This is a genomic window from Natribacillus halophilus (genome assembly GCF_900100185.1).
Taxonomy (GTDB): domain Bacteria; phylum Bacillota; class Bacilli; order Bacillales; family Marinococcaceae; genus Natribacillus; species Natribacillus halophilus.
Genome location: NZ_FNEN01000002.1, coordinates 108,847 through 135,107, shown reverse-complemented (window position 1 = coordinate 135,107; position 26,261 = coordinate 108,847). Strand labels below are relative to the sequence as shown.

Sequence of the window (26,261 nt, the reverse complement as noted above, 5' to 3'; positions counted from 1 at the left end):
ATGAAACTGAATATTATGCAAACCATCCAACGTTATCGCGATCAGATCGAGGATGGCGAGGTGATCACGATCGCCCTTCAAGATGCTGTGGTGACGTTGCAACCCGGTCAGGATCAAGCGCCGGTCGATGTCTTGATTCAAAATATTGACGAGAGAATTGATATAGACCGAGATGCTTTTATGGAAGATGCCTAATGTCAGGAAAGGAGGGAAACGGTGGAAGGAGAAGAACTGCTCGATATCTTACGCCAATTTGATGACGTCTTAAATACCGGGGATATTATAAGCTACCTATTCCGATTTGTCGGTTGGTGGCTGCTTTTAGGTTTTCGGGCGCTGGTGAGTGGTATGGAGGGCGTGATTGATGGTGTGCTTGTCCTCCTGGACTTCTTTCAAACCGATCCGGTTCTAGACTTTCTACAAACGGTCCAACCGGTGTTGTATATTTTACTTGCCCTCGCTCTCGCCTTTATTGGCTATCAACTCATCTTTCAAAGAAATCAGCAGCGTTCCCAGATTCCGGTCAACATCTTCATTTCGATCATGACGGTGACGCTTTTGACTTGGGGGATGGATCAAGCCAGCAGTTTTACCGATGATGCAGTGGAAGTGGCATCGGTCGGTGACGATGCCTTTGATATGGCCGATCAGATCGTTCACGACCATATTACCGATGTAGCCATTTATGATGAAACCGGCTGGCAAAGCCCGGATGTGGATACGCAACACCATGTCGATCCGGAAAACATTGACCAAATTGATATAAATGAGGAGATTACGGATGACTTTGAAAGGGCAGACGGAGAACCCCTTTCTAATAGTGGCCAAGAAATATTAACGAATAAGATTGGAATTGAATCCAACGGCGAAGAAGGACTTGTCAGCATAGGCGATGACGGCTGGTTTGATTTCTTCCCCGAAAACTATTATCGCTGGGACATCAATTGGGGTACAGCTTTAATTACACTTGGCGTTATGGCATTGACGATGATTTTGGTTTCGATCAAAATCGCTAAGTTGTGCTTTGAACTTGCGTTTAACAAAGTTGTCGCTCTGATTATGGCCTATGCAGATATTAGTAGTGGCCAACGGCTTAAAGAAATTTTGAAAAACATCGGCAGCATTTTTGTCTCCATCATCATGGTATTTCTCAGCTTGCGGATGTATATGTACTACACGGAGTTTATCGCGGACCAACTAAGTGGGTTTGGATATTTAATCGCAATGATCGCCGGAAGCCTGGCCGTGATCGACGGCCCGAACATTGTGCAAAAACTGTTTGGTATTGACGCCGGTTTACGGAACGCTTGGACGGTGGCCGCCGGTTCCTATTTCGCCGGAAAAGCTGCCAAACCGGCGATACAAGGGGCTGGCCAATTAGCGAGTAAAGGAGCGAAAGGGGCTGCCACAGGTGGCGTAAGCACGGCGGCGGCAACGGCTGGAGGTATCAAAGGACTGGCGAATGGTCAAGGCGGTGGCCAAGGCGCGAGTCCAACCAACAACGGGGTGACCGGCCAACAGGGATCGCCCGCGAAAGCCTCGACAGGTCAAGGGCAACAACAAGGGTCACAGCCCAAAGGTCAATCAGCGCCGGGAACACAAGGCGCAGGATCGCCGACGAACGCCCAAGCACCGCCGAGCGAAGGCGAAGGCTCCACCTCGAATGCTAACGCTCAGGCTTACCAACAAACCCAACTATCCGGCGGCAAGGAAACGCCTGGTCAAGCGAAGCCGACATCAACGCAAGGCGGAAAGACCCCGTCGCTACACGCTGAAATGCGTGAGAATGAACGACAACAAGGCGGAGCAAGCCAGCAGCGCCCGGCAACACTGAATCAACAGATGCAGGCGGCCGCCGGCGGCGAAGAACCGCCAAGTACAAGTGATATTTCGATGCCGCAACGGTCGGCCGGGGAATCCCGAACTGTCGGTCAATATATGCGAGACGGAGCATCCCGCCGCTGGAACAATAATCGCTACGTGCAGACCGGCCAACGAAGCTATCAACTCGGTAAAAACACCACGGAAAACTGGAGAAACAAACGTAACCACCGATAACGCGCAGGTTTCTTTTTCTTGAAACTTGCGTGTTTGTTTTGGAAAGGAGCTATGTCATGAACTATAAAATACCGACCGAAATTACGGCAGAGTTAAAACTGAATAAATGGTTTTATTTAACCGATTTATTGGTAGCGATCGGGATGCTTGTCATGGGTTTTGTTCTTCACGCGATGATTCATCCGTCGCTCACCATCCCGTTTATTATCTTTATGGTTGCTTTGTATGGCTTTTGGCTTTGGAAACCCAAGACGAACCCGCATATGCGGATGCTGAGTGCGGTTTGGATGATGCTCAGTCGAGACCGGGCCACGTATCACGCCCATGACCCCCATGAAGACGAAGCGAAGGAGGATAAAGCATGATTTATGAAGAAACGTTGGACCAAGAAGCTCTCTTTGATGAACAATCGAAATCAAAACGAGGGCTAAAGACCGGATCAAAAGCCAAACCGAAAGAGAAACGGGAGCGCGTACCGGATAAAATCGCTGACATTTTTCCGATCGGGGATATGACCGATGATGGGGCTTTTGTTTTGCAAGACGATCGTGGTTATGCGGACATGTTTCAAGTCCGAAGCAAAGATGTGTACGCGCAAAGTGATCAAGAAACAGAATTTGATATTTTGGCACTCACACAATTTCTAAGAGCGTTTGATGCCAATATTAAGATCGTCTCACTCAACTTCCCGGTGAATATGGCCGTTCAGATCGCCCACTTGCAAAAGAAAATCGACGCGAACGACTCGCCCCTCATTGACCACTTTTTACAAAAGAAAAAGGCGGAACTTGAATTTTTAGAGAAACACCGGACCAACCGGGAATTTTATCTTTATGTATACGGGGAGACGGTGAAAGATTTAACGGAACGTTGCCAGTTTGCGCGTCGGAAATTGCAACGAACCATCCCTATGGAAAACCTGGAAACAACGAAAAAATTAGATGTGATTTATAAACTCAATAATCAAAACTCTAAACTTGATCATCAGAGGGGGTAATAGCGATGAGTCTTTTACAAATGTTTGCACCGTGGAAACGCAAAGATACAACCGAAGCCACAGAGACGGAACGTAGAGGGTATAATCCCTATTTGCTTGCCAACATTCAACCACAAGGCGGTGTCAGTTTTAAGGAAAGTTTTATACGCAAAGGCGACGGCTATGAAACGTGCATCCATGTGTATAGTTATCCGAAAAATACGCAGGATTTTTGGTTGGAGTCCATCGTCAATATGGAAAACGTCATCACCACCATCGATGTCGCCTCGGAAGATCATCACAAGGTACGTGATGGCCTCAATAAAGGGATTGATGAGAAAAGCTCTCGGATGATGACTGAAAAAGAAAGTGTCAATATCCTCGAAGCCAAAGACGATTTAAACGATTTAGAAGAACTGTATGCCTCCATCTATCAAGAAGGAGAGGTCATTAAACGGGTGCATTTGCGCTTTTACGTGAGTGCTCGGACCCAAGACCAACTGGAAAGCAACGTCAACGTGGTCTTAACCGCGCTCGAAGGGGAGAACTTTAGGGGCGCGGTCTTTTTAAATGAATTGGATATGGAATGGAAAGCCCTCCATGAATCATATTCAGACCAAGCCAAGCAACGCAACCGCCGCCAAGGGCAAGGAATGCCAGCGATGACATTAGCCGGGGGGTTCCCTTTCCACTTCACCCAACTGCATGACCCCACCGGAACGTTTCATGGTACGACAATGACCGGCGGTAATGTCGTTTTTGATTTGTTTCATCGGGATAAAGACCGGAAGTCGTATAGCTCCGTGGTGATCGGCGCGATGGGCGCCGGAAAATCGACGCTTTTGAAAAAAATCGCGCTCGATAATGCCATTAAAAAGCACAAAGTCCGTGCCTTTGATGCGACAGGCGAGTTTCAAGGTCTGGTGGATGAAATAGGCGGGCAAAAGTTATCCTTAGATGGCACAGACGGGATTATTAATCCGTTGCAAGTCTATAAAACAGCGAAAGATGAATTTACGTCTTTTACGCAACATTTATCAAAAATGACCTCGTTTTACCGATTTCTAGCTCCGGAAGCCTCTGACAATGAACTGAAAGAATATGAAAATATGTTACGGAAATTGTACAAATCATTACATTTATGGAGCGATGATCATGATTTAGGGATTACCCAACAATCCGTTGAAGCGTATCCCATCTTTTCAGATTTTTTGACGTTTATACGCCAAGAATTATATGAGGACGAAGAACAAGGGAGACAACGATCAACGCTGAGTCCGGAACGCAAACGCCGGTTAGAGACGATTGAACTGAACGTCCAAAACATCGTTGAAACGTATAAGCATCTGTTTGATGGTCCATCCAGCATCGCTGATTTTCAGGAAGAAAAAGTGGTCATTTTCCAACTCCGCGGCCTCAGTCAGATGCGATCGGAAATTTTTCAAGCCCAACTGTTTAACGTGATGAATCTATTGTGGGATGCGATGCTCACCAACGGAGCGCCACAATTTGAGGCGTACAACAAAGGGGAATTAACCTTCGAGGATGCAGAACGGTATCTCATCTTGATGGATGAAGCGCATCACATCATCAACACCAAGAAAGGCAGTGGCCACGCACTAGAATTTCTCACAACGTTTGTCCGGGAAGCCCGTAAGTATTTCGCCGGGTTCACCTATGCGTCGCACTCGATTCGGGATTTTGTGCCGGAAGGTTCCGACCAAACGCTAGTCGAAGAAATTAAAACGTTGTTTGAGCTGACCCAATATAAATGGATCATGCAGCAGGACAGCAATAACCTGGAAATGTTAGAGCGCGTGTTTGCTGGACAGTTATCCGAAAGTGAGGTCGCGCAAGTGCCGTATTTGCAAACGGGGGATGTGATTTTGAATATCCAGGCCGTGAAAAATCTGCGCTTTTCCGTGGAAGTCTCGGAGGAGGAATTGGCGTTGTTCGGAGGGGGCGCGTAAGATGTCGGTCTCTGCGATTATCGCGTTCCTCGTATTCCTTTTTTCCTTGATTCCGAGTAAGTGGAAAGGACTCACGGTCTTAGGCGTTATTGTTGTGATCGGTGGTTTAATCGGCATGGTTGTTGTGGCGGTTATGGCATTGTCGGCTCAGTTTGACCAAGAGCAAGACGATGATGTTGATTCCGTGGACGGTGTGTCTGGTGATGAAATCCCCGAGGAATACATTCCGGTTTATGAAGAAGCCGGGGCAGAATATTCTGTACCGCCGGCGTTGCTTGCGGCGATTCATCGCGTGGAAACCGTTTTTTCCGAGGGCGACGAGGAAGATATGGTTAGTTACGCAGGCGCAGAAGGACACATGCAGTTTATGCCTTGTACGTGGGTTGGGTGGAACCATCCTTCATGCAGTGGCTTAGGCGCCGGTGACATTCCCGAAAATGAATTGATCGACTTAGACGTTATCGACGAACATGACGGATTTGCCGTGGATGGCAGTGGCACAGGGGATGCCGACCCTTATGACATTGATGATGCCGTGCATTCAGCCGCAAACTATTTGGCCGAACAAGGGGCTGCCGATGGGAACTTGGAGGAAGCTGTCTATGCTTATAACGGGGCGGATTGGTACGTGGATGATGTGATGGATTTTATGGATCAATATTCGGACGACGGTGGGGATGGTATTGATCCCGGTGACGGGGACATACCGGAGGTTGTTGAAGTTGGCGAGGAATGGATTGGCGATTCAGAGTATGTTTTTGGCGGTGGCAGGAATGAAGTTGAACAGGCGCAAGGTATTTTTGATTGTTCGAGCTTTGTGCATTGGGCGTTTCAACAGATTGGGATTCAACTTGGACCTTTATCTTCTGTAACCACCGATTCACTCGCCAACGAAGGTGAATCCGTTGACTCATATGATAAGGAACCTGGTGACCTAGTCTTTTTTGATACGTACAAGACAGATGGCCATGTCGGTATCTATGCTGGTGATGGTCAATTTATCGGTGCTCAATCCAGTGATGGTGTCGAATATGAATCTTTGGAAGATGGTTATTGGGGCGAAACGTATAACGGAAATGTGCAGCGTATAGGTTAAACGAGAAAGGAGCATTTCTTGTGTCTTCAAAAACGAAAATAACATTATTTAGTCTTACCCTTGTGGCTCTTCTTGTCGTCACAGGGGTCAATGTGTATAGTGCGATGGCCGGTGATGACGAAGGAGAATCGGTATCACATGATCAGATGCAGGAGATGATGCAGGCGAACCAGCAATTAGAAAATGAAGTCGAACGACTTGAAAACGAACAAGAGATGGAAGAACCGGCAGCGATGCAAGAACGACAGGAAGCTTTACAGGAAGCTTTACAGGAAACAGCCGCAACGTTCGTTGAAACCGTCTATACCGAAGACGCAGAGACGTATGAAGACCGTAAAGATGAAGCTGAAACGATCATGCAGGATAACTTGCATGGTTTTTTATTCTCGGAGGATGAACAAGAGGAAACGGAGAATAGAGCGATCGCCGAAGACGCTCATTTCTTCGCGGAAACAGGTGAACTCAATCAATCGGAAGCCACCATTATGGCTCGATTCACTCAAACGTATAGCACCGGTAGCGCTGAAGATTCCACGCTGACGTTTATTGAATTGGACGCTGAACAGCAAGAAGATGGCTCATGGATCATTCAAGACTTTAGGGATGCCGTTGAAAGCATGGAAGGAGAGGGTGACGCATGAGGCGAAAACGTTTTACGATAAGCACGAAAAAAACCGTACCGTTACTTGTCCTCACCTTTTCCTTTGTCGTTGTGGGGATGATGATCATGTTATCTCGAACGTTGTTAGGTGCGCCCCCTGGAGACATTCAACATACAGAGTCCGGATCGTCTGTCCCGATGCAAGGTAACGGAGAAGCTGTGGTTGAGTAAGGTGGACCCCATTGTCAAGACACTCATTTTATAAAAATAAGGTGGGTCATTCATTTTTTTGTTCTTCCCCGTCTAACTACCCAGCCTTTTCTATGTCAGGTTCTGTCAAGGGCGCACTTTCCCTTGACAGGTTCTGAGATAGGAAAGACAATGGCGCAAAGACGGGAAGGACATTAATCCCTATTGAAAGTAAATGGCACTTGGTGTTTTATAATTTAAAGACTGATGAGGCCGTTCGTGATTATAAAGATTCATATAATCCTTGATATTGCTTCTCGCTTCTCTCGGCGTGCCATAATCCTTTAAATAGACCTCTTCATATTTAAGGCTGCGCCAAAACCGTTCGATCATAATATTATCCAATGCGCGTCCCTTCGAGTCCATACTGATTTGAACGGTTGGGTGTCCCTTTAAAAGATTAATATACTTGGGACTGGTAAAATGACTTCCCTGATCACTATTGAATATTTCCGGAGTTCCTATCGTAAATGCGCGTTGAACAGCCTCCAGTACAAAGTCGATCTCCAGCGTCTGGTCCAGTTCCCAGCTGATAATATATCGGGAATACCAATCTATAATAGCCGTTAAATACATCCAGCTGTTGTGTAAGCTAATGTATGTTATGTCAATGGCCCAGACTTGATTGGGGCGGGTAATCGTCACTCCCTTCAGTAGATAAGGATAAATACGGTGCTGCAGATTGCGTTTACTTAAGTTAGGACCTGGATAAATGGCTTGTATGCCCATTTCACGCATGTGCCGCTGTACTCTTTTACGGTTGATGTTTACGCCTTCATCCTTTAATTTTTCAGCAAGCTTGCGTGAACCGAAATACGGAAATTTGGTGTAAATCTCATCAATTCGGTGTTTTATCGCAATTTCTTCCGGTGACGGCTGAACAGGCTTATAGTAAAGACTGGATCGATTAATTCCCAGTAGTTCAGCCTGTTGGGAAATGGGGAGTTCAGACACCTCCCAATCCACCATCTCCATGCGCTCTCGCCTAGTCATCGTAGATGCCAGATTTTTTTTTGATCCACGACAATTGCGTGGTTAACTTTCCGACTTCTGCATAAAGGTTTTCCACCTTTTCTTCATAGTCGGCTTTCATTTTTGCCTGATCCTTGTTTTGGTTTTCAAAGATCTGCGGCATGTCTTGCAGGAACTGTGTTTTCCACTTATGAAGCTGGTTCACATGGATCCCGTGTTCCGAAGCAATCTGGCTCATTGGCTTTTCTTCCTTCAAGATTTCCAACACGATTTGTGATTTGAATTCAGGCGTATATCTTTTTCGCTTCATATACCTACCTTAACATCCCCTTTTTTCGTGTCTAAAATCTTGGGTCCATTATAGAGGATTGGACGTATAACCCCACCGAGCATCATATGATAGCCACCTTGCATATTGATCGTTCTCAGGCTGATCGAAATGCAGAAACGACGTTTGCGGCACAAGATCGTGCCAACCCTCAAGAGGAATTACCCGTGACCATGCTTTATGAAGATCGAGACTATGTTGTGCTTCATATTGATAACGTTGATCCGTCGTTTGAAGTGATTGGTATGGATATTTTAGAAGAAACAACAGATGAGAGTTTGCTTGATCCAGATGAAACATCCGATGATAATATTCCGGCTGAACTGGCACGTATCTATGCGGACCATCGGGAGGTGGACGTTGATGAATCGATGACGATTGAAGATACGAACAGGTATGAACAACATGTATTACAGTTAGAAATGGATCGATTAGAAGAAGAACAACAAGATCATCGGCAAGTTGTTGAAAACATGGAAGAACGCATAGAGGAATTGGAACAAGAATTGGTCGATATTGAAGCCGATATTTTATACAGCACCGAAGATGAAGAAGTGGAACTTGAAAGCGAACACAGTCAAATTGAATCTGAAATTGATGGTTTAGAGACGGATATGGAAAATGAGAAGGAATCCTATCAAGTGGCCCAAGAAGAACAAGAGATGATCGAGGAACAGATGGAAATGGCATCAGATGGTTAATCAAAAACCAGACGACAACTTTGCACCACCATTGATGACAACCTGACACCAGCCAGACGACGACTTGACACCATCAGCAAAAACTGTAACCTACGTTCCCGAAAACTAGACGACAACCTGACACCAAATAGGCTTTTCTTGTTCCCAAATTTCGTCCGGCTCTGCCGGACTTCCCCCGTTTAGGGGGAACAGAAATCCCTTATGCTCTTTCTCCCTACCCCTCCTTACACGATCCAATCACCAATCGTTATAAGTGGGGCGAAGATGATGATTCACTTGCTGAATGAAAAATCAAAGGAGGCGATGATCTTGGAAGTACGAATACGCTACATGGAACCATGGGTAGTAAAAAAAATCGATGAACTTGCGAAACAAAAACAGATGACTCGGCAAGAATTTTTACACGCTCAACTCACGCAAATGGCTATCTTTCATCAAGAAGATGAACGCGTCCAACGATTGGAAGAATTAGTGGCTAGCAACCTACACGTCATGGAGCGTTGTGCGACCAGCATGCAAACGATGAATGCACTCATTGGTGACGAAACGGAGCCATCATCATGAGTGCGTCAACGATAACTCCGGGTGTGGTATTGAAGACAAAATTTATAACATCCAATGCCAAAGCCTTTGATCAGTACGTCAATTATGTGGATCGGGAAGAAGCCAAAGGGGAAAAGCAACTGCCTTCGCAAATGTTTTCGTTATACAATCATTACATGGATGATCCAGAAAAAACATCGGCGCTTTTTACGGAAACATCCGATCAACTTCATCACTGTGAAAAAGAGGATCTAAAACATGCCTTTCAACATGCGCAAGAAAACAAGAGTCTTATGTGGCAAGATGTTATTACCTTTGATAATCAGTGGTTAGAAAATCAAGGCATCTATGATCGGAAAACGGGCGCATTAGATGAAAAATCATTGAAAGATGTCACCCGTTCGTCGATGCAGACGATGCTCAAAAAAGAAGGGCTGGAACAAAGCACCGTTTGGTCGGCGGCCATTCACCGAAACACCGAGAACATACACATTCATGTGGCCACCGTTGAACCTGAACCGACCCGTGAGCGAGGCAAGCGAAAACCAAAAACCCTCAATGCAATGAAAGGGGCAGTGGTCAACGGCTTACAAGATCGAAGCAATGAGCGTGAACAGATCAATCAAATCATTCGAGGGAAGATGGTCGATGGCAAGAAAGAACAAAGCACACTGAAATGGCGCAATCGAGAATTGAAACCACTATTCAAAGATATATATGAACGATTGCCGGAGAACAAACGGCATTGGAATTATGGTTACAACACTTTAAATCCGATCCGGCCGATGATTGATCAACTGACAACGAAGTATTTGGAAAAATATCATCCGGAAGACCTTAAAAACTTGCACCAACGGTTGGATCGGGAAGTGAATGAAATGAAGGCAGCCTATGGAGATGGGCCGAAAGAAAGCAAACGGTATGAAAACTATAAAACGAATAAGATCGATGATCTCTATAAACGGATGGGCAACGCCTTTTTGAAAGAAATGAAATCGTTTGACGATCAATTGCACCCAAAATCAAAGGCAGAAGGAAAAGAAGAGCGTCATGCGTTGCGTCGTGGTCGGTCATCAGGGATCGCGATGCAGCAATCGTTAAACCGTCTGAACCGATCGATGAAACAGACCTATCAAGCGTACATGAATGACATGGATCATGAACGATTAGAACGAAACATTGAACGTGAAAGGTAGGGAAAGCAATGAGTGAACGCAAACGCATGAATATCCGTGTGCTTCCGGAAGTGATGGATTATATCGATGCTTACCGTGATCAGCATGATATTACCTATCACGGGCAAGCATTGGAAAAAATCATCCAAGAGCATGAAGCATGGAAAATTGAAGATCGATCCAATCGAGCCATTATGGATATAGCCGCCGAGCAATTCCATCAAGTGTTTGCATCAGAATTAAAGAAACTTCAATTGGGGGTGAATAATAGTGATCGAAACACGCAAATCCTTATGGAACTCATGAATGGCATGCTTATGAATGAAAACCACCTCATCACAACATCCAATATGGAGAGCAAGCCGGTAAGCATCGCCAAAGAAGAAGTCAAAGAACGTATCTCTCATCAACGGCAGAAAAAAATCGATTGGGATGAAAGTCAAAAAGCCAAGCGAACGAAAGGAGAGGTGTAAATGATTTTTTTAGATGATCGCTACGAAGTGGGTGTGTTTGAAAGTTTAGGGGATCATGACGTGAAGATTTTGGTGGGGAATACACGCTACACAATTGAACTCGATCCGGCAGATAAAGCTGCCCTTGAACAGCACTTGATCAATCAAGAAAATTTGTTGATTCCGTTTGATACGCAAACGAAAAAAATGGTATTGGACGTTGGTCAAAATTATCATGAAGCAGACATGGAAGAACTGATTGAGGCCGCCGATCGGGGGTGGGACGATGGCGAGAACGAGACCCCGTAAATCACCGGAAGCGATGAAACAAGAAGTCGAGGAACTAACCAAAGGCATGGAAGAAAAGGTGGCTAAACATTTTAATTCCAAGGATCAAATGAAGGAATACTTGCAGTTTATGGGACAGTTTCACAACTACTCCCGGAATAATATCCAACTCATGCAATCGCAATTTCCGGGCGCCGAAGCCGTTGGTTCATACAAGTTTTGGCAGTCTAAAGGTTTCCCCGTTCAAAAAGGAGAAAAAGGTTTCAAAATTTTGGTGCCGCAACGGCTTGGCGAGCAATTTCAAAACGAGGAAGGCACATGGAAGCCCGTCAAATATGCAACAAAAAATGAAAAGTCACACATTGAAGAGGGCCATCTCCCCAAACGAGATGGTCGTCTTGTATTTTCAACGGGAACTGTTTTTGATATTAGCCAGACGTCGGCCACACGGGATGATTTGCCGGCTTTATTTCCAAATAAATGGATGGAGGGGAAGGTGGAGGATTACGGCCAACTTCGTCAAGGCATGGAAGCCATCGCCAAGGAAAATGGCATTGCCATTGTGGAACCGAAACAAGAGTTAGGCGCAGCTAAAGGCGTCAGCTATACCTTAACAAAGGAGGTGGCTTTAAATCCGCGCAACGATGAACGGCAGAATGTCAAAACCCTGTTGCATGAATTAGCGCATGCGAAATTGCACACGGCAGAAACGCACCACCGATATTCGCAACCGGAAAAAGAGTTTCAGGCAGAGATGACGGCGTACACCGTCGCTTCGCATTTTGGCGTGGACACATCCGATTACTCGCTGGATTACCTTAAATCTTGGACGAAAAACCGCACCTTTGACGATCATCAGCAATTACTCAAAGAGGTGCAAGACACATCCCACCAGTTTATTACCACGATGGAACGAACGTTAGAACCGGAAAAAGCGCATGAACAGAAAAAAGAAGAGTCGAAAGGAGATGAATCGATGATTCATCAAACGAAAAAACAAGATGGAGCGACCATCGATCGGCAGGCATATAAGGACCTTTACAAACAAGAAGTTATCCAACAGGTGGAACCCGATAAAGCTTCCCGTGAAGCACAATATCAGGAAGTCAAAGGATCCACCTTGCCATTAACGGCTCAAAAGCCCCATGTAAGTCCTGTTAAACAGCAAGACGAAAATGAAAAATCCTCACTGATGCGGAAAGAAAGTCCATTACTCAAAGCCTACCGCAACGAAGTGACGGCTCATGAACGCAATGCAAGCCCGTTTGAAAAAGAGGATAAACCAACGGAGCATCAAACCTTTAAAGACCATTATAAGCGCGAAATCATGGGATTGATTGAGCCTGCCGTTGGGAAGCAATTGGATCGGGAAGAATCCGGCGACCAACAAGAACGAAAGAAGCGAATGCAAGCATTTGAGCAGGGACATGATCCGCATACAGTGTACCAATTGAAAAAAGAGTCACTGCAAGAAATCAAAGAACTTCCTCTCTCCGAGCAAGGCCAGAAACGACTAGGTTCCCTTGAAAAGCAATTAGACGAAGAATACACCAATGAGCAAGAAAAAACATCTAAGAAAGGCGCTGAACGATCCAATGAACGCGAACGACGCGAACAACAAGAGCCGGTGGCCACGTCATCAATCAGCGCCGGAACTCAAACAGGCATTAAGGGTCCGGAACCAGATGTGTGATGTATCAGAACCATAGGGGTTCAATAATCCCTGTGGTTTTTTCATTATATCAACCATGAATGAAAGGAGGGAGTACGGCATGGTGAACCGTGTCCGTACGGAGCAAGTGGAACGAGCTAAGCGTGTCGATCTGCTGGATTATCTTGAGGCGAAGGGAGAAACCTTTAAAAAAGAAGGGCGTTACTACCGGCACACGGAACATGACAGCTTGATTATTCGTGATCAAATGTATGCGTGGAACTCGCGAGGGGAAAAAGGTGCTGGCGTGATCAACTTTGCGCAAATGTACTATGGGATGTCTTTTCCGGAAGTTGTGAAAGATATTGCAAATGGCTCCTTTAAGGAAAAGGAACGGCCGCCATCAGCCAAGACACCGTCCGAACCCTACCGATATCCTAGCCACTATGAGGTGAGCGATACGACGCGCATGCATCAGTATTTAACCCAGGATCGCAAAATTCACCCTAAAGTCGTGAATTGGTTGGAGCGCAGGGATTATGTGGCGCAAGACAAACGGGGCAATGTCGTTTATAAGTGGAAACAGCAGGGCGAGGTCGTGGGGGCGGATCGACAAGGCACGCAACCGATGGCTCGTACTGGTGATTGGTTTAAAGGCATTGACAAAAACAGCCCAGGGAACGCTGGTTTCTCTTTTGATATTGGAAAGCCGGAAACGCTCTATGTGTTTGAAAGTGCCGTCGATGCGTTGTCTTATTGGAGTGAAAAGAAGGAGGATATACAAAATGCACGTATGCTTTCAATGTCTGGTTTGAAACGACACACTGTTAGCGCAGAAATGAACCGGATGAATAGGGAAGGCTATCCACCGAAACAAGTGATCATTGCCGTGGACAATGATCCGTCTGGTCGTGATTTCGCCTATGGCCTAAAAGATGTGTTGCAAAACTATGTAAATCAAGACGGGGAACGGGTTGGGAACGTTGATTTGCCAAAGGAAAAGGATTGGAATGAACAATTAAAAAAGAATGTGGTCGTAGAACAGCCGCGAGCGAAAGAATCCCAACCCTCTCCAGCCAAGGATACGGAACCGGAACGATAATGGAAACCTTTACGCACGGGTTTCGGCCCGTGTATTTTTGTTGGACGAGGAGTGTGAAGAATGATAGACGAGGGTACGATCGTCAGCATTTTTCTTATAGTGTTTTTTCTTTTCACCTTCCCACCGGTAATTGTTGGTTTTGTTTGGTTGATGAGAAAATGGATGAAGCGTCATCGAGAGAAACAAGCGTTCCAACGAGTCATTCAAAGTGGCATTCGTTCGATCGATCAAATGGATGGCCATCAATTTGAATTTTTTCTAGTCCAACTGTTTAAAGAATTGGGCTATCGATCCGTGAAAGAAACGAAACGTTCCAATGATTTCGGGGCTGATTTGGTGATGGAAAAGGAAAAAAAGATCGTTGTGCAGGCGAAGCGATACGGGTATAAGCAAAGGGTGGGAATCCAGGCTATTCAGCAAGTATTTGCGGCAATTCCTTTTTACCAAGCCCAGGAAGCCTGGGTGGTCACAAACAGCTTTTATACGGCTTCGGCCTGTAAACTCGCCCAGGCTTGTGGTGTTCATCTGTTAGATCGATGGCGCCTGCAGCAATTTATCGTGAATGTGAACCCGGAAATGACGGCTCAAAAGGTGTATGAAAATGTAGAGCCAGCGCGACGCAATTGTCCCTTGTGTGGCTCACCTTTAGTGGTGCGAAGTCATCAGGAGAATACGAGACGATCTTTTGGATGTTCTTCATTTCCGAATTGTCGGCATACGGAACCATTAAATGCTTCCTGATTTTCTCCTATGGGGGAGGCGAGTCCTTCAAAGTATGGTATACTAGAGAAACAATAAACAACTGTCCAGGGGTGGACGTTCACCTTGTCAACCTTCGTGCCAATTGGCGCCCTTTTTCTTGAGGGAGAAGGGAGGTGAACAGTCATGGTAATCACTTATGAAACGGCCATGCTATGTGTGGCCGTAGCCACGTTGGTGGTCTTGATGATGAAACATGACGATCAAAAAAAGAAGTAACCACCCCTGGGCTGCAATCCAAAAGGGTGGCTACTTCATCTGATTATTAGGTGAACAAATCCCTTGGTAGGAGTTGTTCTATTGGGAGACCGTTGGTGCAATCACACCACGGTCTTTTTAAATATATGCCTTTTCTAACCATAGTATACAATAACATCTTGCTGATGGCAAATAAAATGTGGAACCGATTAAACGATATGGTTTCTGGCCATCTATTTTGCTCGAACATTCGCAAACAATAAAGATTGCGGCCACTGTCATGTTTAAAAAATTATAAAAAGCACTTTAGTTAAGTAAAGGTGCCAAATTTGCGCCAAAAGACCTCATCCGTAATTGAAAAGCGAGCTTCGGTAATTGCCGGGACCCGCATCATGTAAGTATTTTCGCTGGAGCTTCCTGCCGGACTCGAACCGGCGACCTCATCCTTACCATTTCTGCATATATAATATTCTCAATTGGATTGAGCCTTGAAAACCTGATGTATCAGGGTTTTTATTTGTTTAATTTTTTTCACAAGATGGTTTTTGATGTTATATGCTAAATTTGGTCAACAACTGGTCAACAGAAGTCAACAAGATAAAATGTTGAAAAACCCCTTTTGCAAGGGAATGTATCACTCGTTGCGGAGACCCTCTACCACACAAAAAGAATGGGCTGAATATTGTTAGAGCTAGTGTGGGTTTTGTTGAGCCACTAACGGACTTTTGTCAAGAAAGCGGGCATAAAGCTCAGATCATCATACACATTGGTTCCTCCTGATCGTCTAGCCATATCCGCCACCTTTGACAGCTGTTTGGGTTCGTGGTGTGCATCTGATGGCGGCTGGGAGAAAAAAGCTCAAAGAGTCATCAGCCGCATGCGAAGTTTATCACGAACCCACCGCTTCACACGATTCGGCGGTGTGGCCCCATCCCCTTCCGGCGAATCGCGGATGCGGGCACAGCTGTCAAAGGCAAGCCCTTCGGGTGGCTTCCAGTAAGGCGATGTGGGAGAGCCTCGAACAGTTAGTGTCTTCGCCATGTAATAGGCCATTAAGTGCAGTCATGGGTGTAACCCATTGAATCGCTAAAGGTTCTTAATTACATTATGACATCACGGCTACAAAAAAAGCCCTCGGTTAATCCGAGGACTTCGAACGTTTTTCTTTATACTTTCGAACGAGGTCTCGTGTGAGTTCACGCTCTTTTTCTGTGTCTTTTTCATAACCAAATGCGTAAGCGCCTTTGTGGTGTTCGTCAATATACTGTTCATCAGGATCAACAGGAGCCATGGATCGACGTTCTTTCTTTGAGTCTAATGTTGGATGTTTTACTCTTCTCATCCCGATCACTCTCCTTAACCATAGTATAACGCAATGAGTTCCTTCGCAGCAACATCATCAATAATCATACGGTTTTTTCCAATATATAACGCTCCATATCGTTCATAATGTCGGATAATACGGGGAGACTTCTTGATTAAGATGACAACAAATCCTTCGTTACCTAAATACTCACTTTCATGAGAAACAAAGGACAGAACGGGACCTGTAATGCTTAATGCAATAGGATGCGTATTCATGTTGTTTTTCTCCAAGTAATGAATAGTTAAGAATCCCTCATCCATGGAGTAGGAAACAAGAGCTTGTATATCATTATTTCCTTCTACAACGAGTTTATAACAATAACGTTCAGAATTAAGGATTTCAGATCGCCAATCGAAGGTAGGAAAATTATCTTTATTTTGGACTTTATTTAAGTCTGATAAACCGAGGGATAGGAAATAACCTTCATAGCTTTCTGATTGTAACTTGTCGTGAACTAAAACCATATGGTGCTTCCTTTCATCATGTAGGGGATATAAAAACCATTTTATATTTCATATATTACAAAGCTTTACGCCAATCTTCATTTTTTGATTATGATTTTAACCCAGCGTTTATAGTAATTGTACCATCATCTTACCATACTCCATTTATTAAGAAACCCGAGTGTACGTTACTTCTTTGCATATCGTTGTTTCTATGATTGCTAATCTAATGATTCCATTTCCTTAGCTATATGGTCATTATGGAGATTTCTTAAATAATCCCTCTTAATCTTTCGGTGCTTTCGATCTAATTCAGTATTCTCTAGTATATAGTTCAATCTTGATGTTCCTTCTTTCTCATCTATTTCATAAATCAACCTAAATGCTTGTGCACACTGGTTGACGAACCACCTCAATTTCCGTTCAAAAGACTCTGATTCCCGTTCCGTGGATAAGTCAATGGTGCTAACATCACCTAAAAAAGCCGTCCAAAATGGACTTGTAGGGCAATCCTTCGCGGCCAGCTCTTCCTTTCTATCAATAAAGCGTATATAATAATGTAATAGAGATTTTGTGAAAGCTGTATTGTCTTGGTGTCTTATCAGTTCAGTCACCGCTTTTTTTGCTTTTTCATGTCTCAATCTTATTTCTGTTCGGTTCCATATGCCGTATTCATGAGCAGGCTTCCCCCATTGACTCGCCTGTTCATGATTTTTTTCATAGAATTTTATGCGGACATCAGATGTACGTCCACCGTACACGACTGTCTTTCCATGTTCTTCATGATCATCATACGTGTTTAACATTCCAATCGTCTGCCATTGCTTTAAAGGGGTATCATGCTCTTGTAGATGTGCTTTTTCTTCTATTTCGGAAATATAGAAATATGGTTCGCTATTTCTATCATCAATGGCTAAGTCTAATCGTGTAAAATTACCCCCGCTCTTTATACAATCTTGGAAAAAACTAAACCATGTCCTTTTTTGCGCATACAATATAGAAGCAAATGTACGACATGCTTGGCCTGACATTGTTAGCATACTGCCTTGATTTAATTTCTCGGTTTTTGTTACCGTATAATCGATTTGTATACCAAAGAATGTCATTTTGTGTTCATATCCCAAAATTCCGTTCCCCTCCTCTATTTCTTCGCTCATCATCTCCAAAGCGTCGCTCACGCAAAGAATATCTCGCAAAATTTTATCTATATCATTTGTCTTGAATGTAACGGTTACCCAGTCCATCAAACAATCTAAACTTTTTTCTTGATCTTCACTCATCATCCAACCTCCCATTTTTTACAATGTTCTATCCTGTGTATATATAATCATGGTCTGCTCGACCGGCCTCATTAGAAAGGGCCGGTCTAGGGTTTCCGTTCGTTGCACTCACTCCAACCCCTCGTCAGCAGTGAAACTCGCTACGCTGCCGCTGGCGGCTGCCGCCGCTGACGCTCCTTTCACTGCTGACGAGCCTTTTAATCATATACTTATGCTGTTAGCTACTGCCCATTTTTGACTATCGTTCTTACCTGACAAATCCAAATGGTTAAAAAATGGACAAGTTGATTTCTGACGTTTCTTTTGTATCCGTTACCGTTGCTTCTTTTTCCATTAACCACTGATCAATGGACTCACGGCGAAAAAGTTTTCGATTCCCTACAGGAATATATGGGATAGAGTTTTCTCGAACCATTTTATAAATCATATCTATAGAGACACCTATATATTCCGAAACCTCTTTAGCTGTTAACGTTTGCCTGTCTACACTCACGTTAGCCCCTCCTTTCTAAATGATCATTATTAAGATCATATTAATCAGACTACTGCCTAAATATCTTATCTGTCTCCATCTTACACAATCATTTCTTTTGTGTCAATAAAATTTGAGTATCATTTATTTGAATCAAAGTATAATATCATATTGACTTCTAAACTGGTCATTTTATCTGCGGTGTGATATTATAGAAAACAACAATAAAAAAAGAGGGATATCATGGGCTTCATTTACAGTAACTTGAAAGTATTAATGGCAGAGAGGGATTTGAATATCCAAAAAATCAAAGAAGAAACGACGCTTTCACGAACGACGATTTCCTATCTTGTTAACAATTACGGAGAGGGGGTTCATTATGAAACCTTAAAACAGTTGTGTCAGTTATTACGATGCCAACCTGGGGATATTTTCACGTATTATGATTTTGAAGTGTCTTTTGATGTTAGGGGAAGAAAGAAAGACTGGTCAGAGTTTCATGAGCCACAGGAAATGGAAGAGGAAGAAGATGAGGAACGCATAGACGTCGAAGTCATAGATACAGAATTAGATATACAAGTAGATACCTCTTACAAAGGAAAACCAGATCAATTTCAAATGACCGTATTTCCAACGGTCACTTTAACAACAAAAGGTAAAGAAAAAATATTAGAAAAATTAACCATTGGGGCAGATCATGGTTTACCCTTTGAAGAAGCCTATCCTTTGGCTGTTCAACGTTACCTTTTAGACCAGTTAGAGAAATTTCTCATTCAATGGGTTTCGGAAAAATCCTTAGATGTACCTCTTCATAAAAGCCTTCAAAATAAACTTTAGTCCTTTAAATGGACATGATTCGGCTATTGTGCGTTAGAGATTAATGATGCAAAAAGGAGGAAAATAAAATGGCGGGTAGTTATCAGAAAAGAGGCGACCATTCGTATCTGCTCACCTACCACATCGGGTATGATACAGATGGTAAACGAATTAGGAAAACACGTACTGTTAAAGCAAAAAACGATTCAGAAGCTGAAATCAAACTTGCTGAATTTATTACTGAAATTGAGGCTGGAGAATATGTCGCCCCATCAAAAACTAAGTTTGGTGATTACATCAAAATATGGCGGAAAGATATGGCTAAACAGGTCGCGCCTAAAACATTGGAAACCTATGATTACACCATTCATAAATGGTTACTACCTGTTTTTTCACATATGAAAATCCAAGACATTGACCATGTTCAGATCAACGCTTATTTAGAAAAACTGGAGGAGAGGAATCTATCATCCTCTACTTTAATTAGACATTACAACATTCTCAACAGCATTTTCAAACTTGCGGTCAGAAATGAAACCACAAAAAAGAACCCGGTAGAGAAGGTATCCCGTCCTTCCGTCACCTACAAAGAAGGCGACGTGTACACAACCGAGGAATTACAAGAATTATATCGTTTGCTGAATAAAGAAGAAAATCAACAACAAGCATTGATTGTCAAAGTTGCATTAATGACAGGCATGCGAAAAGGAGAAATATTAGCTTTACAGTGGAAAGATGTTGATTTTGAGAAAAATATTATTCATGTCCGTCATTCTCTAAGCCACACAAAAGAGCAGGGCTATATATTAAAAGAACCAAAAACGAAAAAATCCATTCGGAAAGTTGCACCGCCAGAAAAATTGATGCACGATTTACAGAAACATCGAACACAGAAAGAGGAAGATCGAGCAAATGCTCAAGAACTGTGGGAAGGCGGGACATATTTCTTTGTTTTTTCCAGCGATTTAGGAAAGCCTTTATACCCGAATGCGCCTGATAGGTGGTTAAGGAGATTTTTTCAACGAACCGGCTTCAAGAAAGTAAGGTTTCATGATTTGAGGCACACATCTGCAACAACCTTAATCAACAGGGGAGCAAACATGCATACAATTTCTAAACGATTGGGGCACACAAATATTACAACCACGATGAACCTATATGGTCATTACCTTGAAGAAGCTGATAAAGAACTTGCCCAATTGTTTAATGAAGATTATATATAATTGTCAATTTTGGAATAAATATCTAACGCCACGCTCGATAAGTTCTGTTATAAGCGCTGCTAATACGAGGATTACTGCGCAACAATCCTAACTTTACAACCGAGGATGGGAATGCTGGAAACTCGGAAAGAAAAGATATGCCGGCTGATATGCCACACGGTTGAAAAACTGGATATGGTGAGAATGGTTTCCGTGGAAGGAGACTGACGAACAACCGAATATACAGGTCTAGAGTTTGACTATGAGGAAACTCATAGGCCATCCAACGATGGCGTGAGTGGTGTAGAGTAAAACTGCGCTCTCTGAAACACGCTATACCGGACAACGGCGGTATCCAGCTCACAGGCTTACAGGGAACACCTACGTTCAGTATGGAAAGCTAGGGGTTGTAAGGGGCTTGGAAAACAAGGACCATTGGGTTGCTATAAGGCTTACGCCGAAAGGCATTGATCTTTGCGAGGATAGGGGCATGACCAATGAAGCTCCTGTAATGGGAGGGGAGGAACAGCCCCGAGTCTACGCCGCAGGTAGGTTTACCTTCCGGAAGAAGACTTAACCGTTGAAGTCCGAAACAAACTCAAAGACTACTGCCCAAAGAAAAGTCCGTAGGAAGTGGATTGAGAAAGAATGGAGGGCTGCTACCCCTCTGCCAGAAAGTGTTCATTTTTATTTAGCGGAAATAGTCTACTTTAGTTTAGCAGTTCCACATGTTTAAAATATTCCTCTGAAATATACCTTTTGGGGGCATTGGACAAAGATATCCACTATGAAATAAATATTTTCCAGTGTGGCCCTTCAATCTGCAAATCGTTTCCGTACTTCAATTACGAATTTAATAAATTCCACGAATCGGTCAACATGGATATTATTCAGAAATTGAATCAGTTCGTTATATTCCTAAAAGGACAAAAAAGCACCTCTTCCCATGTTATATCTGATATAAGCGAAAAATTATTGCAACGCAAAAACTTGACATAAAAAAATAATTAGTGTAATCTTCAATTCAACTTAAAAATAGAACACTGTACCGATATATGGAACAAATGTTAAGTGAGTGTGATGAGTATAATGGAAGCAAAAAGGAATAATGTTATTAGTAAATCGTTCAAAATAATTCAAACATTTATTGATGTGAAATCCCAATGGGGTGTGCGTGATTTAGCAAGATATCTCGATATGCCAGTAAGTACTCTACATAGACTTTGTAGCAATTTAGAAGAAGAAAAAATTCTTGAATTTAACCCACAAATAAATAAATATGAAATTGGTATTGAGATGATTAGAATGAGTGCTTCCGTATCATCTAAAATAGATATAAAAAAAATATCAAAGCCTCTTATGGAAGAATACGTAGAAAAACATAAACAATCACTATACTTGATTCTATATCACAAATATGAAAGAAAACTTTCATTTATCGATAAAGTGAATGGACCGGATCCACTACAGTACCATATAAATATAGGTGATCTCCAACCAATTCCGTATGGAGGTAGCGGCAAGGCGATCTTAGCTTTTTTGAGCCAATATGAATTTGAATCAATTGTAAAAAATGAAAATTTTACTGATGAACAAATTCAAGCATTAATTCAGGAATTAGAAATAATAAGGGAAAATTATTTTGTTTATGGTGAGGAGGGGCGAATAAAGGGTTCAAAAGGTTTTGCAGCCCCCGTCTTCGATGCATTAGGAAACGTAATCGGTTCAATTTGTCACACAATTCCAATCACAGATGATTTTTCAAATGAGGAAGAAATAATTGTTGATATCAAAAAGACAAGTAAAGAGATATCCAAACTTATTGGTTACAAAGAGACATAAAAATAAATATGAAAATTTCCTTTTCATATAAAATATTTTACGAGGGAGTGTTTATAATGAAAATATATCCTAGGTCTAAATTTAAAATTCCTAACACATTTTAAGAAGAACTGATGAAAGTTGATACTGGAACCATTAGGCACTGGTTGTAATTTGACTTTATGGATCCAAGGATTAAAAAGAAAAGTTGGATAAAAGAGAGCGTTTTTCTTCTCTTGCCAATGCGGATAAGTTGATGAGAGGTAAGGATGTTATTTAAAAAATTGATTGTATAAAAAAGAGGTGTATATTTTTATGGATAAATTGAGAAGTTCGAATCAAATTAAATCAATAGACTGTGATGTTCATCCTGTGGTTAATAATGGTCTAGAACCACTTTATAAATATATGACACAATCATGGAAGCAAAAATTTAAAATGTCAGGTCTTGTTCCCCATTCGAATCGGCACGTTAACCCCCGTGGTTCTGTTACAAGGAAAGACATTACTCTTGATGGATCAACCGCAGGATCTGATCCTATATTGACGAAAGATTATTTAGATGAATTTAATGTAGAAAGTGCTGTTTTAATTGCTATGCAACCCTCACAATTATCCGTAGTATGGACAGATGCTGACATGGTTAACGCCGTAGCATCAGCGTATAATGACTACTTTATTGAAAATTGGTTAAGCGCTGATAAACGGTATCATTTAACAATAAATGTTAACCCACAGGACCCTCAATTAGCCGTTAAAGAAATTAAGAGATTGTCAAAAGTCAGTGGTGTTGTAGGGATAAATTTACCTTTAATAAATATAATGCTAGGTGATAGATATTATTATCCAATTTATAAAGCAGCTATAGAAGAAAACCTCCCCATTGTGACTCATATTACTGGTGCAGAAGGTACCTATTTAGGATCGGCTTCTTTAGCAGGAGGTCTAACAAAATATTATGTTGAGAGGTATATCACGTACCCTCAAATAGCATATTCAAACATAGTTAATTTAATTTTTGAAGGTGTTTTCGAGAAATTTCCTGACTTGAAAGTGATTTTTGCTGAATATGGCTTTAGTGGTTTAGGTCCATTAATGACAAGAATGGATCAATCTTGGAGAAATTTGAGAATAGAGACGCCGTGGGTTAAAAAAAGACCTAGTGAATATATTAAGGAAAATATATTTTTTACAACACAACCAATTGACGAAATGCAACAAGACCATTTTGATCAAATGATAGAGATGATTGATGGAAAAAACAACTTACTATTTAGCAGCGATTATCCACACTGGGATAATGATATGCCTGACGAGACTTTTCATAGATTGTTTAAAGACGATGATGTTAGAAAATGTATACTCCGAGATAACGCTTTGCGTATATTTAATGAAAGGCTAAGAAATGACTAACAATCTAAAGAAAATGAAACTGCTTTATAAATTAGACGGAGGGTTTATCCTCTAACAGGCAGTAGCCGCCAACTTGATTTTTTAAGCAGGACGAAAAAGATAAGTGGGGTCAGAAGCTAGATAAGGGAAGGCATTTAGTGCGGCATAACTGCAGCGTCTGCAACTATAGGCTCTTAATGGCTCCAAGTATTTTTATGATTGTTTATGTGGTAATAGCTGATGTAGTAAATAGGAAGTTTATAGCAGGTATGAGACTGGGATGACTAATTTCTTAATTATAAAACAAAGAAAGGCGATATAAATATGGAAGGTTACACATGTATTGATAAAGTTGAAAGTTTTGAGGATGGTGATATGGATAATTACAAAGTTAATGGTTATGATATATTGCTTTCCTGTGTTAGTGGCGATTTCTATGCAGTTGAGGCTATATGTACACATGAATATGCTGAACTGGCGGATGGTGATTTGGAAGATTATTTTGTTACTTGTCCACTGCATTTTGCCTGTTTTGATGTTCGGGATGGGTCTGTTAAAGACCCTCCAGCAACAAAATCTCTACAAACTTTCGAGGTTAGGGTGGAGGATAATTTAATATGGATTTCTAATAGTCCGAAAGAGGTGAGAACGTGAATATAAATGAACAGTATATTATTATTGGTGCTGGTGTTTCAGGAGTGAATGCTGCTGCTACATTAAGATTTGAGGGCTTTGAGGGCAGGGTTATATTAATTGATAAAGATCATGAATTTCCATATGATAGGCCTCCATTATCGAAGGATTATTTATCGGGAAAGATTAAAGAAGAAGATATTTCACTACGAGCTCATGAATTTTTTGAGAAAAATAATATTGAATTAAAGTTAGGTAAAAAAGTAATTGATATAGATTTTGATGATCAGTATATAAAGCTTGATGATAATGAGGTAATCCCTTGGGATAAAGTTTTGATCGCTATGGGATCAAAATTAAGAAGATTAAAGATCCCTGGGAGGGAACTCGATAATATTTATTATCTTAAAACAAAAAAAGATGCTCAACAAATGAAGAAAGATTTAAAATATGTAGATGATGTAGTAATTATTGGTGCCGGATTTATAGGGTCAGAGGTAGCAGCAACCTGCCGTCAATTAGGGAAAAAGGTCACTCTTATAGAGGCGGAAACAGTTCCACTGAGTAAAATCTTAGGGGATTATGTAGGTAACTTTATTAGCGATATCCATCATTCAAATGGTGTGAGGTTACTTACGAATGAATTAGTCACTGAATTTAAAGGAACGAAAAAAATAGAACAGGTGGTTACAAATACGGGAAAACAAATAGAATGCCAGGCTGTTGTCGTTGGAGTTGGAGTTGAGTTGGATTTAAGTTTATTTGATGGAACGAAAATTAAGGTGGAAGATGGAATTGAAGTTGATGAATATTGTGAATCAAATATTCCAGGTGTATTTGCATCCGGTGACTGCGCTCTCTGGCCATATAATGGGGAGAGAATACGGGTTGAACATTGGAATCATGCAATGAACCAGGGCATAACTGCTGCTAAAAATATGATGAACGGAAAATCAGAAATCTATAATACCATTCCATATTTTTGGTCAGATCAGCATGATTTAAAAATCCAATATCTAGGTTTTTCCAAGGATTGGGAAAAGACAGTATTGAGAGGTAGCCTAGAAAAACAAGAATTTACGATGTTTTATCTTAATGATAACAAGATTGTGAGTGCATTATTCGTCAACAATCCTCGGAATGTATTACCTACCCGGAAATTTATGATGAGAAACACTAAAATTGAAAACATCAGTAATTTAGCTGATGAAAAAAGAAATATAAAGAAAGCTTTTAAATAGTTTGGATGTCTATGATTGAATATACTTGGCTCTAATTACATGAATTGGAGGAATTGATATGAAACATTATGTTGGTACGGTTGGTGAAGTAGCCGAAAGTCAACCTAAGATTATAGAAATAGATGGTATATCTATAGGTATAATATATAAAAGTGGGAATTATTATGCTATTCGTAATACCTGCCCTCATAAACATGGGCCGATATGCAAGGGAACTGTAAGAGGCACGATGTTGCCAAGTAATCCTCAAGAATATATATATGGAATGGAAGAACAAGTAATTGCTTGCCCATGGCATGGCTGGGAATTTGATTTGGAGACGGGAAAAGGTTTTGGAAATGATAGGAAACTGAAAAAATACTCAATAGAGATCAATGATGATGAAATTTATGTAGAAGTTAAGGGTAAAAGAAAAAAGAAAAAATAAAGGTGTAACATTACAACTCTAACAAGTATAGCATCTAAACGTGATAACT

28 protein-coding genes are annotated in these 26,261 nt (G+C 42.0%); 23 read left to right on the top strand and 5 right to left on the bottom strand.

The genetic code is table 11. From position 1 onward, the window contains the following. Genes BLS58_RS02885 through BLS58_RS02850 form a run of 8 tightly spaced genes read left to right on the top strand, consistent with a single transcriptional unit; the run spans position 1 to position 6,932 of the window. Positions 1-195: a hypothetical protein gene (locus BLS58_RS02885; RefSeq protein WP_090396062.1), complete on the top strand. Its 195-nt coding sequence runs from the start codon at positions 1-3 to the stop codon at positions 193-195. Positions 196-216: 21 nt separating this feature from the next. Continuing rightward, on the top strand, positions 217-2,058 hold the full coding sequence (locus BLS58_RS02880) for a pLS20_p028 family conjugation system transmembrane protein (protein WP_090396061.1): 1,842 nt from the start codon (positions 217-219) through the stop codon (positions 2,056-2,058). Positions 2,059-2,114: 56 nt separating this feature from the next. Continuing rightward, a complete protein-coding gene (locus tag BLS58_RS02875; protein ID WP_090396060.1) occupies positions 2,115-2,423 on the top strand; it encodes a DUF5592 family protein in 309 nt (102 codons plus the stop codon). Continuing rightward, positions 2,420-3,055, top strand: a complete 636-nt coding sequence (locus BLS58_RS02870) for a hypothetical protein (RefSeq protein ID WP_090396059.1) — start codon at positions 2,420-2,422, stop codon at positions 3,053-3,055. Before BLS58_RS02875 ends, BLS58_RS02870 begins: the two co-directional genes overlap by 4 nt. Before the next feature lie 20 nt (positions 3,056-3,075). Next, positions 3,076-5,004 carry a VirB4 family type IV secretion system protein gene (locus BLS58_RS02865; protein WP_090396382.1) on the top strand — a complete coding sequence of 643 codons (1,929 nt, stop codon included), beginning with the start codon at positions 3,076-3,078 and terminating at the stop codon, positions 5,002-5,004. Between the two features lies 1 nt (position 5,005). Beyond that, positions 5,006-6,100, top strand: coding sequence for a C40 family peptidase (locus BLS58_RS17910; protein ID WP_245723035.1), 1,095 nt, complete (start codon positions 5,006-5,008; stop codon positions 6,098-6,100). 20 nt (positions 6,101-6,120) lie between these two features. Then, a complete protein-coding gene (locus BLS58_RS02855; RefSeq protein ID WP_090396058.1) occupies positions 6,121-6,741 on the top strand; it encodes a hypothetical protein in 621 nt (206 codons plus the stop codon). Further along, entirely contained in the window at positions 6,738-6,932 is a 195-nt protein-coding gene (locus BLS58_RS02850; protein WP_090396057.1) for a hypothetical protein, read from the top strand. Before BLS58_RS02855 ends, BLS58_RS02850 begins: the two co-directional genes overlap by 4 nt. Positions 6,933-7,112: 180 nt before the next feature. Here BLS58_RS02850 and BLS58_RS02845 read toward each other — a convergent pair. Further along, positions 7,113-8,232, bottom strand: a protein-coding gene (locus BLS58_RS02845; RefSeq protein ID WP_090396056.1) for an IS3 family transposase whose coding sequence is annotated in 2 segments (ribosomal slippage) — positions 7,113-7,965 and positions 7,964-8,232 — 1,122 coding nt in all. Because the reading frame shifts where the segments join, the coding sequence is not laid out codon by codon here. A gap of 86 nt (positions 8,233-8,318) precedes the next feature. On the opposite strand from BLS58_RS02845, the gene BLS58_RS02840 reads away from it, so the two are divergent. From BLS58_RS02840 to BLS58_RS02805, 8 genes are all read left to right on the top strand, one after another. Further along, positions 8,319-8,951 (top strand): hypothetical protein, encoded by a 633-nt coding sequence (locus BLS58_RS02840; protein WP_090396055.1) that lies wholly within the window; start codon positions 8,319-8,321, stop codon positions 8,949-8,951. Positions 8,952-9,260: 309 nt separating this feature from the next. Further along, positions 9,261-9,515 (top strand): hypothetical protein, encoded by a 255-nt coding sequence (locus tag BLS58_RS02835; protein WP_090396380.1) that lies wholly within the window; start codon positions 9,261-9,263, stop codon positions 9,513-9,515. Beyond that, on the top strand, positions 9,512-10,690 hold the full coding sequence (mobP2, locus tag BLS58_RS02830; protein ID WP_090396054.1) for a MobP2 family relaxase: 1,179 nt from the start codon (positions 9,512-9,514) through the stop codon (positions 10,688-10,690). The genes BLS58_RS02835 and mobP2 overlap by 4 nt, the downstream gene beginning before the upstream one ends. 8 nt (positions 10,691-10,698) lie before the next feature. Next, positions 10,699-11,142: a hypothetical protein gene (locus BLS58_RS02825; protein ID WP_090396053.1), complete on the top strand. Its 444-nt coding sequence runs from the start codon at positions 10,699-10,701 to the stop codon at positions 11,140-11,142. Then, on the top strand, positions 11,143-11,430 hold the full coding sequence (locus BLS58_RS02820; protein WP_090396052.1) for a hypothetical protein: 288 nt from the start codon (positions 11,143-11,145) through the stop codon (positions 11,428-11,430). Beyond that, on the top strand, positions 11,408-13,102 hold the full coding sequence (locus BLS58_RS02815) for an ImmA/IrrE family metallo-endopeptidase (RefSeq protein ID WP_090396051.1): 1,695 nt from the start codon (positions 11,408-11,410) through the stop codon (positions 13,100-13,102). Before BLS58_RS02820 ends, BLS58_RS02815 begins: the two co-directional genes overlap by 23 nt. 82 nt (positions 13,103-13,184) lie before the next feature. Further along, complete coding sequence (locus tag BLS58_RS02810) at positions 13,185-14,162, top strand: toprim domain-containing protein (RefSeq protein ID WP_425433665.1); 978 nt, start codon at positions 13,185-13,187, stop codon at positions 14,160-14,162. A 60-nt stretch (positions 14,163-14,222) separates the two neighbouring features. Continuing rightward, on the top strand, positions 14,223-14,903 hold the full coding sequence (locus BLS58_RS02805; RefSeq protein ID WP_090396049.1) for a restriction endonuclease: 681 nt from the start codon (positions 14,223-14,225) through the stop codon (positions 14,901-14,903). Between the two features lie 1,354 nt (positions 14,904-16,257). Here the strand turns inward: BLS58_RS02805 and BLS58_RS02800 are convergent. The 4 genes from BLS58_RS02800 to BLS58_RS02785 form a co-directional block, all read right to left on the bottom strand. Continuing rightward, positions 16,258-16,461, bottom strand: coding sequence for a hypothetical protein (locus tag BLS58_RS02800; RefSeq protein ID WP_090396048.1), 204 nt, complete (start codon positions 16,459-16,461; stop codon positions 16,258-16,260). A 14-nt stretch (positions 16,462-16,475) separates the two neighbouring features. Next, entirely contained in the window at positions 16,476-16,949 is a 474-nt protein-coding gene (locus BLS58_RS02795; protein WP_090396047.1) for a hypothetical protein, read from the bottom strand. Between the two features lie 200 nt (positions 16,950-17,149). Beyond that, positions 17,150-18,208 carry a replication initiation factor domain-containing protein gene (locus BLS58_RS02790; protein ID WP_176764572.1) on the bottom strand — a complete coding sequence of 353 codons (1,059 nt, stop codon included), beginning with the start codon at positions 18,206-18,208 and terminating at the stop codon, positions 17,150-17,152. A gap of 268 nt (positions 18,209-18,476) precedes the next feature. Beyond that, positions 18,477-18,701: a helix-turn-helix domain-containing protein gene (locus BLS58_RS02785; protein WP_090396045.1), complete on the bottom strand. Its 225-nt coding sequence runs from the start codon at positions 18,699-18,701 to the stop codon at positions 18,477-18,479. 222 nt (positions 18,702-18,923) lie between these two features. Between BLS58_RS02785 and BLS58_RS02780 the strand changes: the two genes are divergently transcribed. The 7 genes from BLS58_RS02780 (at position 18,924) to BLS58_RS02750 (ending at position 26,212) form a co-directional block, all read left to right on the top strand. After that, complete coding sequence (locus tag BLS58_RS02780; protein WP_090396044.1) at positions 18,924-19,517, top strand: helix-turn-helix domain-containing protein; 594 nt, start codon at positions 18,924-18,926, stop codon at positions 19,515-19,517. A 68-nt stretch (positions 19,518-19,585) separates the two neighbouring features. Next, entirely contained in the window at positions 19,586-20,719 is a 1,134-nt protein-coding gene (locus BLS58_RS02775; protein WP_090396043.1) for a tyrosine-type recombinase/integrase, read from the top strand. Between the two features lie 1,059 nt (positions 20,720-21,778). Further along, complete coding sequence (locus tag BLS58_RS02770) at positions 21,779-22,540, top strand: IclR family transcriptional regulator (protein WP_090396042.1); 762 nt, start codon at positions 21,779-21,781, stop codon at positions 22,538-22,540. A 294-nt stretch (positions 22,541-22,834) separates the two neighbouring features. Beyond that, a complete protein-coding gene (locus tag BLS58_RS02765; protein ID WP_090396041.1) occupies positions 22,835-23,932 on the top strand; it encodes an amidohydrolase family protein in 1,098 nt (365 codons plus the stop codon). Positions 23,933-24,235: 303 nt separating this feature from the next. After that, a complete protein-coding gene (locus tag BLS58_RS02760) occupies positions 24,236-24,565 on the top strand; it encodes a Rieske (2Fe-2S) protein (protein ID WP_090396040.1) in 330 nt (109 codons plus the stop codon). After that, a complete protein-coding gene (locus BLS58_RS02755) occupies positions 24,562-25,785 on the top strand; it encodes an NAD(P)/FAD-dependent oxidoreductase (protein WP_090396039.1) in 1,224 nt (407 codons plus the stop codon). The genes BLS58_RS02760 and BLS58_RS02755 overlap by 4 nt, the downstream gene beginning before the upstream one ends. A 58-nt stretch (positions 25,786-25,843) precedes the next feature. Beyond that, positions 25,844-26,212: a Rieske (2Fe-2S) protein gene (locus tag BLS58_RS02750; RefSeq protein WP_090396038.1), complete on the top strand. Its 369-nt coding sequence runs from the start codon at positions 25,844-25,846 to the stop codon at positions 26,210-26,212. Positions 26,213-26,261: the final 49 nt, after the last annotated feature.

Coding starts and splice junctions, on each gene's coding strand:
- BLS58_RS02850 (WP_090396057.1), top strand. CDS start 6,738: ATGAGGCGAAAACGTTTTACGATAAGCACGAAAAAAACCGTACCGTTA.
- BLS58_RS02750 (WP_090396038.1), top strand. CDS start 25,844: ATGAAACATTATGTTGGTACGGTTGGTGAAGTAGCCGAAAGTCAACCT.
- BLS58_RS02825 (WP_090396053.1), top strand. CDS start 10,699: ATGAGTGAACGCAAACGCATGAATATCCGTGTGCTTCCGGAAGTGATG.
- BLS58_RS02795 (WP_090396047.1), bottom strand. CDS start 16,949: ATGGTTTTAGTTCACGACAAGTTACAATCAGAAAGCTATGAAGGTTAT.
- BLS58_RS02840 (WP_090396055.1), top strand. CDS start 8,319: ATGATAGCCACCTTGCATATTGATCGTTCTCAGGCTGATCGAAATGCA.
- BLS58_RS02815 (WP_090396051.1), top strand. CDS start 11,408: ATGGCGAGAACGAGACCCCGTAAATCACCGGAAGCGATGAAACAAGAA.
- mobP2 (WP_090396054.1), top strand. CDS start 9,512: ATGAGTGCGTCAACGATAACTCCGGGTGTGGTATTGAAGACAAAATTT.
- BLS58_RS02865 (WP_090396382.1), top strand. CDS start 3,076: ATGTTTGCACCGTGGAAACGCAAAGATACAACCGAAGCCACAGAGACG.
- BLS58_RS02820 (WP_090396052.1), top strand. CDS start 11,143: ATGATTTTTTTAGATGATCGCTACGAAGTGGGTGTGTTTGAAAGTTTA.
- BLS58_RS02765 (WP_090396041.1), top strand. CDS start 22,835: ATGGATAAATTGAGAAGTTCGAATCAAATTAAATCAATAGACTGTGAT.
- BLS58_RS02805 (WP_090396049.1), top strand. CDS start 14,223: ATGATAGACGAGGGTACGATCGTCAGCATTTTTCTTATAGTGTTTTTT.
- BLS58_RS02800 (WP_090396048.1), bottom strand. CDS start 16,461: ATGAGAAGAGTAAAACATCCAACATTAGACTCAAAGAAAGAACGTCGA.
- BLS58_RS02760 (WP_090396040.1), top strand. CDS start 24,236: ATGGAAGGTTACACATGTATTGATAAAGTTGAAAGTTTTGAGGATGGT.
- BLS58_RS02790 (WP_176764572.1), bottom strand. CDS start 18,208: ATGAGTGAAGATCAAGAAAAAAGTTTAGATTGTTTGATGGACTGGGTA.
- BLS58_RS02780 (WP_090396044.1), top strand. CDS start 18,924: ATGGGCTTCATTTACAGTAACTTGAAAGTATTAATGGCAGAGAGGGAT.
- BLS58_RS02875 (WP_090396060.1), top strand. CDS start 2,115: ATGAACTATAAAATACCGACCGAAATTACGGCAGAGTTAAAACTGAAT.
- BLS58_RS02775 (WP_090396043.1), top strand. CDS start 19,586: ATGGCGGGTAGTTATCAGAAAAGAGGCGACCATTCGTATCTGCTCACC.
- BLS58_RS17910 (WP_245723035.1), top strand. CDS start 5,006: ATGTCGGTCTCTGCGATTATCGCGTTCCTCGTATTCCTTTTTTCCTTG.
- BLS58_RS02770 (WP_090396042.1), top strand. CDS start 21,779: ATGAGTATAATGGAAGCAAAAAGGAATAATGTTATTAGTAAATCGTTC.
- BLS58_RS02870 (WP_090396059.1), top strand. CDS start 2,420: ATGATTTATGAAGAAACGTTGGACCAAGAAGCTCTCTTTGATGAACAA.
- BLS58_RS02885 (WP_090396062.1), top strand. CDS start 1: ATGAAACTGAATATTATGCAAACCATCCAACGTTATCGCGATCAGATC.